The sequence below is a fragment of the Sediminibacterium sp. FW305-C-61 genome, assembly GCF_058231065.1.
Map to the genome: position 1 here is coordinate 281,468 of NZ_JBIQXR010000002.1, position 12,462 is coordinate 293,929.

The following is a 12,462-nucleotide window of genomic DNA, read 5'->3' on the forward strand; positions in this document are numbered from 1 at the left end:
TATTTTTTCGCCACAGATTCACAGATTACTTATTTCAATTTCGCTAATGCTTCTTTAATTCTTCCCCATGCTTTTTCGATATTACCCATGCTGTTGGCAAACGAAAAACGCACGCAGTTAGGCTCTCCGAATGCATCACCCATTACAGAAGATACATGCGCCGTATTCAACAGGTACATGCTGAAGTCAGCTGCATTGGTGATGGTAGTAGTGCCATCTGATTTTCCATAATAAGCACTCACATCAGGAAACACATAGAATGCGCCTTCAGGAGCAAAACATTTGAAACCAGGTATTTCTTTTACCAGTTCCAAAGTACGCGTTCTTCTCCTGGTAAACTCAGCCGTCATTTCTTCTGATGGACGCAGGTCGCCGGTTAATGCAGCTACTGCCGCTTTTTGTGCAATAGAGCAGGTGCCGCTGGTAAACTGTCCCTGTAATTTTTCACAGGCTTTGGTAATAGTAGCATTGGCAGCGATATAACCAAGGCGCCAGCCGGTCATTGCGAAACCTTTACTCAAACCATTGATCAACACTACGCGGTCTTTCAGATCGGCAAACTGAGCAATGCTTTCATGTTTTCCTACGAAATTGATGTATTCATAAATCTCATCGGAAAGGATAATGATATCCGGATATTTTCTGAACACTGCAGCCAGTGCTTCTAATTCAGCTTTGCTGTACACCGCACCTGAAGGATTGCAGGGTGAGGAAAACATAAACACTTTTGTTTTAGGTGTTATGGCTGCTTCCAGCTCGGCTGGTGTCGTTTTGAAACTGTTTTCTACAGATGTTCTTATTTCTACTACTTTACCACGCGCAATTTTTACGAGTTCAGAGTAAGTTACCCAGTAGGGTGTTGGAATAACTACTTCATCACCTTCATCAACCAGTGCAAGAATGGCATTGGCCAGACTCTGTTTTGCACCTGTAGAAGTGATGATATTTTCCGGGGCATAATCGAGGTTATTGTCGCGCTTGAGTTTAGTGCATACTGCTTCTCTTAAGTCAAGAAAGCCGGGAACCGGTGTATAGTGGCTCCAGTTATCGTTGATGGCTTTAATGGCAGCGTCCTTAATATGCTGCGGGGTATCGAAATCGGGTTCACCTAAGCTAAGGTCGATAACATCGACACCTTTGGCTCTTAACTCACGGCCCAGTTTGGCCATTTTAAGGGTTTCCGGCTCATTAAACCGGTTGAGAAGCGAGGATAGTTGCATTGCTCTTACATTAAATAATTTGGTTACTTGAAATTTAGCGAGCGTGAAGTTCGTTAAAAACAAGCAAACGGATGTAAGTTTCCACGCAAAACACGGAAATGGATGGCTGATGTCGGATCGCTGATGTCGGATTTAATATTGTTGGATGGCAGATGTCAGATGTCAGATTTGGGTTAAGAATCTAATAGTTGTAAAATCTCCTTGTAACTCTTTGTCTTACTCTAAGGTTTAACAAAAGAGTTACACAACGGTTATAAAGCTGAACTACTCCATCAAATCCGACATCAGCGATCCGACATCAGCCATCAACTTAGTAGTGAATTTTATACTTGTAAAGGTTGGGCAAGCGGGTTTTCTTTCTTTGTAACTCGTATTCATACACTGTACGTCCGAGGTTTTTTAGAAAGGGGTAGCCAATTGTGGTATAATCGTATTTGTCGTCATTGAATATGCCATCACTGTTACATAGAATGGTTGCGCTGAGGAAGAATTCAATGTTCTTTTCAAAATCAACAAAATAACTTACGTCTGTAAGAAATCCATATGCCCCACCAATTTTATTGAAGATGCGGATATGTTTGGGAGCCCTTCCTTTTTCAGCACCATAGTAAAGAAACTTAACGGCTGCATCACCTACTTTGGCTGTATCGTAACTGGGAGAAGTGCTTTCAGAGGGGAAGGCACTCATCCAATGATAGATAAACTGTTCATCTTCTTTGGTAAAATCAAACCGTTGATGCTTTGGAAACATTTCGGGCATAATTACAGATTGTAAAATGCGGTGAAAATCTTTCAGGTAAACCCTATTCTTATCATCAAAAACAAAGGGGGTATTGATCAATTGACTACCAGCATAATAACCTTTACCCAAACTTGTTTTAAAAGCCGGAAACACCGCTTTGCTAAAGGCAGCAGGTTGTGATGATATGACCGCACCATTTTGATCCAGAAAACTTACTGCATTAGTTGTTCTGTTTTGTTCTTCGGTTCTGCTCACGCTCAAACGATGGCGGATAATGGCATCCGGATAACCTTTTTGGGTAAGCCTCTGCTGAATATATTCCTGTCCAAGGTATTCGTATAGTTTGTTGAAGGCGTCATTATCGCTTACCAGGAATATCTGTTTGATAAGCCGCTCAATAGTGGGTTTGTCCGGAAAGCTGTCCTGTATTTTGTTGCCATACTTAATCATATCCAGGCTGTCTGTAATCAGCGTGTTTTGTATGGAGACAGGTATGCCCGCTCTTTTAGCTTTACTTAGTTTTTCGAGTGCCAGCAATGCAACCGGCATTTTAACCATACTGGCCGGATAAAAATATTCAGTTGGATTCAGGTGAAAACCATAATCAGTAAAAACCGGTCTGTTCTTTTTGTCTCTGTCAATTTGCGTGTACATAATTTGTACCCTGAAACTATCCCTGTTTTGGAGAATTGTATTGAATAACGCTGGTTTTGATTGCAGGAGCTGCTTCAAAAAAACAGTATCCTGTGCCGAGGCTATCCCCGCAGTCAACAGGAGTAACAAAACAAATATGCGCATAAATAAAAATAGCGAAAAATGGCAGATGTCAGATCTCAGATAGCAGATATAAAAAATCTGACATCTGAGATCTGACATTCTTTCTTGTTCTGCGTACCTTTACATCCTAAACGACCACCATGCCACACGAAGCGATTTCGGTTTTTGATATGTTTAAAATAGGCGTTGGACCATCCAGCTCTCATACATTAGGTCCATGGCGTGCGGCATTGAAATGTCTGGAAACTATTCAAACTAAATACAGCCTGTCAGAAGTAGAATCTGTTACCGTTTTATTATATGGCTCCCTGGCTAAAACCGGGAAAGGACATGGAACAGATATCGCCGTTTTATTAGGCTTATGTGGTGAAGATCCTGTTACGATCGATGTAAACAGTATCACGCCCAAAATAAAAGAGATTGAAAGCAGTCAAACTTTAATGCTTGGAGGAGCAACCGCTATCCCTTTTCATTTCCCTGAAAACCTGCAGTTCCTTTTTAATGAAACACTGCCTTTTCATCCTAATGGTTTATCCTTTCTGGTGTCCTTGAAAAATGGCGAAAACTTCAGTGAAACATATTATTCAATTGGAGGTGGTTTTGTAGTGAAGGAAGGTGAAGATAAAACGCAGCAGCAATCGGTAGACCTGCCTTTCCCTGTTAATACAGCAGATGAATTGTTGCACTGGTGCATGAAAACAGGCATGAGTATACATGAAGTGGTGATGGAAAATGAACTGGCATGGCGTAGTGAAAATGAAACCCGACAAGGGGTAATGAATATCTGGCATACCATGCGGGACTGTACCTATCGTGGCTGTCATACCAAAGGAGAATTGCCTGGTGGCTTGCAGGTACGTCGTCGTGCATTCGACCTGAATAAAAAACTCATTGGCAACCAACCTTATGCTGATTATGCATCCTGGATCGATGCAATTAAGGCAGGAGGCAATGGTTTTAAATACACGCTAGATTGGGTAAGTTGTTTTGCATTGGCAGTGAATGAAGAGAATGCCTCATTCGGTCGGGTAGTAACCGCACCTACCAACGGAGCTGCAGGTGTAATACCGGCAGTGCTGCAATACTATATTGCATTCTGCGATGGTTTTGATGAAGAGAAGATTTTTCATTTCCTGCTGACTGCATCAGAAATAGGCAGCATCTTTAAAAAAGGAGCAACAATTTCCGCAGCAATGGGAGGTTGTCAGGCTGAGATAGGTGTATCATCAGCAATGGCAGCGGCCGCATTAACCGAGGCATTGGGGGGTACACAAAGACAAACACTGATGGCCGCAGAAATAGCCATGGAACACCATTTAGGACTTACCTGCGACCCCATCGGCGGGTTAGTACAAGTGCCCTGTATTGAAAGAAATACCATGGGTGCCATCAAAGCCATTACAGCATCGCAGTTGGCTTTACAAAGTTCACCCGACTATGCCAAAGTAAGCCTCGATAAAGTCATCAAAACCATGTGGGACACCGCGCTCGACATGAGCAGCAAATACAAAGAAACCGCAGATGGCGGGCTGGCTATTCATATTCCGATTAGTTTGCCGGAATGCTAGAAGAAATGGCGGATGTCTGATGGCTGATGTCGGATTTGGAGGTTATTGCCACTGAGGGCACTGAATACACTATAGAAATTTTCTGTGAAATTCTGTGCCCTCAGTGGCAACAAATCCCTCATGAATGCCTGAAAATACAATTTCGATTTGAGGAATATTTCCAACACAGAAATCATAAAACCAAAGATCAAAAATTCAAAGATCAACATAAGGTGTAACTTTGTAAGAAATGCACCATGTTACAACGTATTGTTATTCTGGGTGCGGGTTTTGCCGGGTTACAGCTGGCACGCAGATTAAAAGATTCCAATTTTGATATTACACTGATTGATCAGTACAATTTCCATCAGTTTCAGCCACTATTTTATCAGGTAGCTACTGCCCGATTAGAGCCCAGTTCAGTTTCATTTCCCCTCCGTAAAGTATTTCAGCATAAATCCAATGTGCATGTTCGATTAGCAACGATAGAAAGTATCGATCAATTGTCGAATACGGTATATACCGATGTGGGCAGTTTTGGTTACGATTACCTCGTTATTGCTACTGGCTGCACCACCAATTATTTTGGCAATAAAAATATTGAACGCTATGCTTTCCCGATGAAATCAACCACGGAAGCCATTGTATTACGCAACCGCATACTCCTCAATTTTGAAGAAGCATTACATGCTACACCTGAAGAGCTGGAAGGCATTATGAATATTGTGGTAGTTGGGGGTGGTCCAACAGGGGTTGAATTATCTGGCTCACTGGCAGAACTGAAAAAGAATATCCTGCCACGCGATTATCCCGATATGGATTTCTCCCGGCTCAATGTGTATTTGCTTGAGGCTGGTCCGGCAACACTGGGGCCTATGAGTAAAGTGTCGCAACAAAAGTCACAGGCATATCTTGAAGCGATGGGGGTGCAGGTAAAAGTAAATACGCAGGTAAAAGACTATGATGGAAAGAAAGTGCTACTTGCCGATGGCAGTACTATAGCTACCAATACACTTATCTGGGCCGCAGGTGTTACCGGAAATGTTCCCAATGGCATTGATGCCTCATTGCTGGTAAGGGGCAACAGAATTAAAACAGATGTCTTCAACCGCCTACCTGGCACAGACAATATTTTTGTACTTGGTGATATTGCCTATATGGAAACAGAACAGTTTCCCAAAGGGCATCCACAACTGGCCAATGTAGCCATTGCACAGGCAAAAAACCTGGTACAGAATTTTAAACGGATACAAAGTGGAAAAGCCTTGCTGCCATTTAGCTACAGGAGTCCCGGTACTATGGCAACGGTTGGCAAAAGAAAAGCAGTGGTTGATTTACCCTTCATGAGTTTCCAGGGACGTTTCGCATGGTTTATCTGGATGTTTCTACACCTGATGCTGATACTCAGCGTAAAAAACAAACTCATCATTTTCATCAACTGGGCCATCAGCTATTTCACCAACGATACAACGCTTCGATTGATCCTGCTACCGACAAAGCACCAGGTAGACTTATACAAAGAAGAACAAACGCCGATTGAGCAGAAAACGCACCAGCTTTAATGTTTGATTTTTTGATCATTGATTTTTCGATTTCAGATATAGAATCGGATAGAATAGAATATTTCAAATCCATTCCCAATAACTCCCTTTCTCCCTTTCTCTCTGCGAAAAAGCTTAGTAATTAGTAATGCTTAAATTACTTGATTTCTTTTGCAGGGAGAAGGGGAGAAAGGGAGTCTCGATTAATTCGAAAAATACTTTGCTATTGCTAAAATCAAGAAATCAAACATAAATCCGACATCAGACATCAGCGATTCCCCTGAGTAGTCTTTGCTTTTTCGATTTCAGATATAGAATCGGATAGAATAGAATATTTCAAATCCATTCCCAATAACTCCTTTTCTCCCTTTCTCTCTGCGAAAAAGCTTAGTAATTAGTAATGCTTAAATTACTTGATTTCTTTTGCAGGGAGAAAGGGAGAAAGGGAGTATCGAATAATTCGAAAAGTACTTAGCTATTGCTAAAATCAAGAAATCAAACATAAATCCGACATCAGACATCAGACATCAGCGATTCCCCCGAGTAGTCTTTGATTTCATTGTACAGCGTTCCTCTCTCCACCGGTTGTCTGTTAACCTGTTTAATCAGGCGTACCAGTTCTTCGGTGCTCATGGTAGGTGTTTGTTCTTCACTTCCGGCCATAGCGTAAATTTTGGTAGAGTCGTCGATGGTGCCATCGATATCGTTCACCCCGAAAGAAAGGGTTAGTTGTGCATTTTGTCTGCCCAGCATAGGCCAGTAGGCTTTCAGGTGCGGGAAGTTGTCCATGTACAAACGCGATACTGCATACATGCGCATGTCTTCAACTACAGATGACTCGGCAATATGACTCATATCATTATCCTTATTGCGGAATTTGAGGGGTATAAAAGTGTTGAAGCCGCCGGTTTTGTCTTGAAGCTGACGAAGTCTGTCCATGTGATCAATACGATGCCAGAATTCTTCTATATGTCCATACAATAAAGTGGCATTACTATGCATGCCAAGATTGTGAGCAATTTCATGGATATGTAACCAGCCATCAGCATCAACTTTATCTTCACAGATCTGTTTGCGGATATCAGGATGGAATATTTCTGCACCTCCACCGGGTAAGGAATCCAATCCGGCTTCATGTGCCAGTCGCATACCTTCTTCCACAGAAACTTTGGCTTTGCGGAACATATAATCCAGTTCAACGGGTGTAAAGCCTTTAATGTGTAAATCGGGACGATGTGCTTTGATGGTACGAAGTAGTTCGAGGAAGAAGTCGAGGTTCATTTTCGGATGCACGCCACCAACGATATGTACTTCGGTAACGGGTTTACCGTCGTAGCTTTTTACGATATGCATCATTTGTTCGATGCTCAGTTCCCATCCTTCTTCGCGGTGGGCATAGAGGCGTGAGTAGGAGCAGAACTTACAGGAGAACACACATACATTGGTGGGTTCAATATGGAAATTGCGGTTGAAATAGGTTTTGTTACCATGTTTCTCTTCACGTACCCAATTGGCCAGGGCACCGAGCCAGGAGAGGGAGCCTTTTTCGAAGAGGGTAACACCATCATCAAAGGAAATACGCTCTTTGCTTAGTATTTTCTCTCCTATACTTTTTAACTGACTATCCGACTGTGTTGCAACCAAAACAAATGGGTCTGAAATTCGCGCGCTCATCTTCACTAATTTGGATGCAAAAATACGATTATAGTTGCCACTGAAAGCACAGAAATACACAGAAACGTTTGAGTGGTATTCTGTGCCTTCAGTGGCAAATCCGCCTTATTTCTTAGGTTTCAAATCCACTTTCCTCCAGCAGCCTCAAAAGTTCATGTTTTTTATATAGATTCGTTGGTCACACTGCAACAGCAGGTATTCATTCATAACCAACTGAGCTATGTCAATTAAACTAAGGCTAACTATTCTAAGTTTTTTCCAATTTTTTGTGTGGGGAGCATGGCTCACAACGCTTGGTTCTTATGGTTTCGGGTTTAAAAACTGGACGGGTGCGCAGTTTGGGGCTGTTTTTTCTACCCTGGGACTAGGTTCGCTGGTTATGCCAGCTTTGGTAGGCATTATTGCCGATCGTTGGATGAATGCAGAAAAGCTTTATTCATTGCTACATATTTTTTACGGCCTCACCCTCTTTGCATTGCCATTTATCGATGAACCGAATACATTCTTTTGGGTGCTGCTGGTGAGTATGTGTTTTTATATGCCAACTATATCTCTTTCCAATTCTCTTTCCTACCGGATTCTCATTGATAACGAGATGGACGTAGTAAAGGTATTCCCGCCAATCAGGGTTTGGGGTACAATTGGATTTATTGCCGCTATGTGGACCACCAATCTTATCAGTGATCCACAGTCACCCTGGGAAACTGGTAAGGCGATAGGAGAGCAGATTGCGGCTATAACAGGACATGCTATTAATGCCAACCAATTTTACGTAGCTGGAATATTTGCCGTGGTATTGGGTATCTATTCATTTTTCCTGCCTGCCTGTACGCCCCAGAACAAGGGGAAAGGGATGGGGTCATGGATCGATACTTTTGGACTTCGCGCCTTTAAGTTGTTGGGGAATTATAAAATGGCCATTTTCTTTCTTTTTTCGATGTTTCTTGGAGCAGCTTTACAGCTTACGAATATGTATGGTGATACCTACCTGAAAGACTTCGAAAAAATTACCCAATATGCCGATTCTTTTGTCGTGAAGTATTCAACCATGATTATTTCCATTTCACAGATATCAGAAACACTATTTATTCTGGCTATTCCATTTTTCATGAAACGCTTTGGCATTAAGAAAGTGATGCTGATCTCAATGTTTGCCTGGGTATTGCGTTTCGGGCTGTTTTCTTTCGGTAATCCTGAAGGTTTGTTCTGGATGATTATTCTTTCAAATATTGTTTATGGAATGGCGTTCGACTTCTTCAATATATCTGGTTCCTTATTTGTAGAAACATCTATTGATCCTGCGATACGCTCCTCCGCACAAGGCTTATTTATGATGATGACCAATGGTTTTGGAGCCATCATGGGTAGTGTGTTGAGCGGCTGGATGATCGACGGTTTTTACCTCTTACCAGATGGCAGCAAAGACTGGCCCGGCATCTGGATGGTGTTCGCCATTTACGCCCTGTTTATAGCCATATTTTTCGCCATCCTCTTCCGCCACAAGCATAATGCTGCTGAAGTGGCTAGTGTTGGGCATTGAGAGAAGAGGCAAGCTACAAGCTTCAAGCCGCAAGCTGCAAGCTTTTTTAGGCGATTTCTTTTAAGATAAGATATCCCACAAATTAAAAGGAGCCGACTCCCAATGGAGCGGCTCCTTTTAAATATTATAGCCTGCAGCTTGCAGCTTGTGGCTTGCAGCTTACAAATGCGCCTGAATCTTCTTATCCAGCACCGACTTAGGTACTGCGCCAATTTGTTTATCTACAATCTGACCACCTTTAATGAAAAGGATAGCAGGGATAGAAGTAATACCATAGTTCACACTAAGGTTCGGGTTATGGTCTACGTTTACTTTACCTACGTTGATCTTGCCATCGTAATCTTTAGCCAGTTCTTCAATAACGGGTCCGATAGCGCGACAAGGTCCACACCATTCAGCCCAGAAATCTACTACGGTCAGTTTATCACTATCCAGCACAGTTGTCTGGAAATTCGCGTCTGTTAATTCTAAAGCCATTGTTTTTATTTTTTAGATGTTTATGTTTTTGAGTCCGAAAGTCCGTCCTTCCTTCGTCAGGATGACCGGAAGTCCGTTTTTCCTTGCTTGTAGCTTGAAGCTTGTGGCTTGAAGCTATAGAAAGAGAACAAATTTAAGCCCAATCCCCCATCTCTGCCCCTTTGACTTTTCCACCACTGTTATTAATGACGTTAGGACAGGAGAAACCTGACAGGGAAGCAGGAAATAAGGAATAAGAAATAGGAAATAAGAAATAAGAAAGGGGTGGGGTTGTGGGAATGGCTAAAATGAGTAAATTTACTAATGTGTGGGATTGGGTTTCGCAATTTGCTTGTATAAGGTGGGTTAGCGAAAATGGGTTTCAGCAATGTACATGTTGGCTGTTATTGTCTGGAGACACCTTTTGCAAAGTTTAGCAACGTTGCATCTTGACATAAATTTTATGAGAAAACTATTTATAATTTTTTCAATCTGTATCATTTCGACAGTTTCTTTTGGTCAACGTTATTATACTGCTGACATAATTAAAAAGGCTGACAGCATAATGAAAGCAACAATTGGTGAAAGAATTTTTAATCAATATTTTCATTACGACAATCAATCCTATTATGAATACAAAAACTTTTTGGGCAAAACTTCCTGGAAAACTTTGATTGACACAAAGCGAACCAAAGGAAAGTTTAAAAATATGCGTGTCAGATATTTGTTTTGCTTAGACACCTTTTATATTACATGCCTTTTCACTTTTGTTCAGTTTGATAGTAACTTAAATAAAAATGACAACGTTGACATTTCCTTTATTCCTAACTATGTTTTAGAAAACAAACCATGCAATTTTATAAATGATAAAGATGCTTTGCAAATCGCAAAGTCGACTTTTACTAAGCAAGGCATTAAACCTATTTCTTTAGGTCTCTCTTATGACCGAAATAAAAACATATACTATTGGCGAGCAGACAATGTATTGACAGAAAACACAGATAGCTTCGGCAGTAAATATGGACAAGTTCAATACGTTTACATTAATGCTTTGACTGGAAAAATAATTAACTTTTTTCCTGATTCGATTTACGCCCCCATTCGATAAATAACAACAGCCAACAATCGTATTGCTAAACGCGAGTCAGACTATACGTAGAATCAGCGGTTGTGTTGCTATCAGTATAGATATAAAGATGACGGAATTATAATCTTCTACAAATATTCCTTCTCCGTAGGGTCTTGCATACAAAAGAAGCTCGTCGAAGAGTCTCCGAGGTACGATGGACTCTTCGTGTTACACAGCCAGGGTGTAGGAATTACTATGGCGCTTACTAATTCATTACAGAAGAAACGAACAATACTATTAATCATTAACTTTCCTATGTGTGAGTGAGCGATAACTTTTGGAAAGTTGCGAAACTTTACAAATGGTTATTGTCTACAAAAGGAGCCTCTGAGTAATGTAACTTTTTTACCCACAAAATGTGAAAACATAAACAGCGGTTCGTGGTCGAAGTTCAATTTTCAGCTTTAGTTCATAACTTCAGCTTCATATTTTCAATCGAGCATTTGTGCCGGGCTGGTCAACCAATGAATTATCGGCCTTAATAAATGTCAGTTTGTAGGGGGTGATTTTATGAAGACACTGCTAACTATCTTAATCCTTATTTCATCAGGAGCTGTGTTTGGACAAACCAAGACCTTTACTATTGAAACAAATCAAAATGGGGATACTTCATTTTGGTTTAAATATCAGGATGCCATTATTAAGGATTTAGCTCTTTTTAGGCTTGACACGGTTACTTCTAATTTTCACTTTAGGGTTTGGAAATCAAACCAAGTTCTTGATGTTTGGCAAAACAGAGACAGTTCGTATTCAGCTCAATTGACTTCATGGGTGTTCGAAATTTCACCTGTAAAAGAAACGCCGACAGACAGAATTTTGGTTGACAGGAAAACTTTTGATAAGGAAACAGGTAAGAAAATCTTCGATTTTATTGTCACCTCTGGAATCAACAAATTGCCCACTGACAATTTGATTGCAGGCTGGAAACAAGGCTTTGATGGAGAAACTTATATTATTGAATTTGCCATTCCAACAGCTTATTCCTTTAAGACTTATTGGACGCCAAGCGTGCAAGACTCATCATTGCAAGAAGCTAAATTCATAGAGACATTCGTGGACAATATTTTTGAGATGGCAAATGGTAAAACAACCTGGAGGATTTTCGAGACAACTATTCCCTATGAATGCTACAAGGTTGGTGGTACAATTCGCTGCAGGATTCTTACGAAAAGACAAAAAAGAAAATACGCAAAAGAGAGAAGAAGCTACCGCCAACAAAAATATTTGTAAAAGAAGGACTGAGTATTGTAACATCAGTAGTTTTCCTTCTTCGCTGTGTATACATATTAAGAGAGAGACATTGGCGTAGATCATTCAAAAAACCAGATACTTTGGTGAAGAAAACTACTCACTCTCAGCCTTCAACCGTTTTAAAATAACCGAACGTAAATGCTCCTCATTATTGTTGCCCCAATTACCCAATGTAGCAATTACAGGAATAAGCGTTTTGCCAAATTCTGTTAAACTGTATTCCACTTTTGGCGGAACAACAGGATAAATTTTCTTTGTAATCAATTCATGGTCTTCCAGTTCCTTTAACTGAATATTGAGCACACGTCTTGTTGCATCCGGAATTTTTCGTTGCAGCTCACTCGGACGCTGATGACCTTCGCTGATAAACCATAACAAACGGATTTTCCATTTACCATATAACACTTCGCCAATTAAATCAAGGCCGCAATTCAGGTTTGGTAAAGTTTTTCTTTCATACATAAGACGAAAGTATAGCAATGTTCCAAATTGTACAATAGGGGAATAATTTATCCCTATCTGAATCGTAATGCCGTACTTGTACGAAGCGTACATAAGTCTCAGCTTTGCCTAAAATAATATGAT

10 protein-coding genes are annotated in these 12,462 nt (G+C 40.8%); 5 read left to right on the forward strand and 5 right to left on the reverse strand.

Annotated features, from left to right (window positions below; translation table 11 throughout):
- Positions 1-29: 29 nt before the first annotated feature.
- Entirely contained in the window at positions 30-1,220 is a 1,191-nt protein-coding gene (locus tag ACH30E_RS06390) for a pyridoxal phosphate-dependent aminotransferase (protein ID WP_490824096.1), read from the reverse strand.
- 310 nt (positions 1,221-1,530) lie between these two features.
- The gene (locus ACH30E_RS06395) at positions 1,531-2,760 is read right to left on the reverse strand and encodes a serine hydrolase (protein WP_490824098.1); all 1,230 of its coding nucleotides are present in this window, start codon (positions 2,758-2,760) and stop codon (positions 1,531-1,533) included.
- Between the two features lie 119 nt (positions 2,761-2,879).
- On the opposite strand from ACH30E_RS06395, the gene ACH30E_RS06400 reads away from it, so the two are divergent.
- Together ACH30E_RS06400 and ACH30E_RS06405 are read left to right on the forward strand one after the other, a co-directional pair.
- On the forward strand, positions 2,880-4,307 hold the full coding sequence (locus tag ACH30E_RS06400; RefSeq protein WP_490824099.1) for an L-serine ammonia-lyase: 1,428 nt from the start codon (positions 2,880-2,882) through the stop codon (positions 4,305-4,307).
- Positions 4,308-4,543: 236 nt separating this feature from the next.
- Positions 4,544-5,848 (forward strand): NAD(P)/FAD-dependent oxidoreductase, encoded by a 1,305-nt coding sequence (locus ACH30E_RS06405; RefSeq protein WP_490824101.1) that lies wholly within the window; start codon positions 4,544-4,546, stop codon positions 5,846-5,848.
- 492 nt (positions 5,849-6,340) lie between these two features.
- On the opposite strand, the gene mqnE is transcribed toward ACH30E_RS06405, so the two are convergent.
- Positions 6,341-7,501 (reverse strand): aminofutalosine synthase MqnE, encoded by a 1,161-nt coding sequence (gene mqnE, locus ACH30E_RS06410; protein WP_490824103.1) that lies wholly within the window; start codon positions 7,499-7,501, stop codon positions 6,341-6,343.
- 220 nt (positions 7,502-7,721) lie between these two features.
- On the opposite strand from mqnE, the gene ACH30E_RS06415 reads away from it, so the two are divergent.
- Entirely contained in the window at positions 7,722-9,041 is a 1,320-nt protein-coding gene (locus ACH30E_RS06415) for a nucleoside permease (protein WP_490824105.1), read from the forward strand.
- A 159-nt stretch (positions 9,042-9,200) separates the two neighbouring features.
- Here the strand turns inward: ACH30E_RS06415 and trxA are convergent, their stop codons facing one another.
- Positions 9,201-9,518 carry a thioredoxin gene (trxA, locus tag ACH30E_RS06420; protein WP_133472710.1) on the reverse strand — a complete coding sequence of 106 codons (318 nt, stop codon included), beginning with the start codon at positions 9,516-9,518 and terminating at the stop codon, positions 9,201-9,203.
- A 442-nt stretch (positions 9,519-9,960) separates the two neighbouring features.
- Here trxA and ACH30E_RS06425 point away from each other — a divergent pair, with 442 nt between their 5' ends.
- Both ACH30E_RS06425 and ACH30E_RS06430 read left to right on the forward strand, forming a co-directional pair.
- Positions 9,961-10,605 carry a hypothetical protein gene (locus tag ACH30E_RS06425; RefSeq protein ID WP_490824107.1) on the forward strand — a complete coding sequence of 215 codons (645 nt, stop codon included), beginning with the start codon at positions 9,961-9,963 and terminating at the stop codon, positions 10,603-10,605.
- Between the two features lie 531 nt (positions 10,606-11,136).
- On the forward strand, positions 11,137-11,856 hold the full coding sequence (locus ACH30E_RS06430) for a hypothetical protein (protein ID WP_490824109.1): 720 nt from the start codon (positions 11,137-11,139) through the stop codon (positions 11,854-11,856).
- Between the two features lie 114 nt (positions 11,857-11,970).
- Here ACH30E_RS06430 and ACH30E_RS06435 read toward each other — a convergent pair whose 3' ends face one another.
- Positions 11,971-12,339 carry a winged helix-turn-helix transcriptional regulator gene (locus ACH30E_RS06435; protein WP_490824111.1) on the reverse strand — a complete coding sequence of 123 codons (369 nt, stop codon included), beginning with the start codon at positions 12,337-12,339 and terminating at the stop codon, positions 11,971-11,973.
- Positions 12,340-12,462 lie beyond the last annotated feature (123 nt).

Coding starts and splice junctions, on each gene's coding strand:
- ACH30E_RS06435 (WP_490824111.1), bottom strand. CDS start 12,339: ATGTATGAAAGAAAAACTTTACCAAACCTGAATTGCGGCCTTGATTTA.
- ACH30E_RS06400 (WP_490824099.1), top strand. CDS start 2,880: ATGCCACACGAAGCGATTTCGGTTTTTGATATGTTTAAAATAGGCGTT.
- ACH30E_RS06430 (WP_490824109.1), top strand. CDS start 11,137: ATGAAGACACTGCTAACTATCTTAATCCTTATTTCATCAGGAGCTGTG.
- mqnE (WP_490824103.1), bottom strand. CDS start 7,501: ATGAGCGCGCGAATTTCAGACCCATTTGTTTTGGTTGCAACACAGTCG.
- ACH30E_RS06425 (WP_490824107.1), top strand. CDS start 9,961: ATGAGAAAACTATTTATAATTTTTTCAATCTGTATCATTTCGACAGTT.
- ACH30E_RS06405 (WP_490824101.1), top strand. CDS start 4,544: ATGTTACAACGTATTGTTATTCTGGGTGCGGGTTTTGCCGGGTTACAG.
- ACH30E_RS06395 (WP_490824098.1), bottom strand. CDS start 2,760: ATGCGCATATTTGTTTTGTTACTCCTGTTGACTGCGGGGATAGCCTCG.
- ACH30E_RS06415 (WP_490824105.1), top strand. CDS start 7,722: ATGTCAATTAAACTAAGGCTAACTATTCTAAGTTTTTTCCAATTTTTT.
- ACH30E_RS06390 (WP_490824096.1), bottom strand. CDS start 1,220: ATGCAACTATCCTCGCTTCTCAACCGGTTTAATGAGCCGGAAACCCTT.
- trxA (WP_133472710.1), bottom strand. CDS start 9,518: ATGGCTTTAGAATTAACAGACGCGAATTTCCAGACAACTGTGCTGGAT.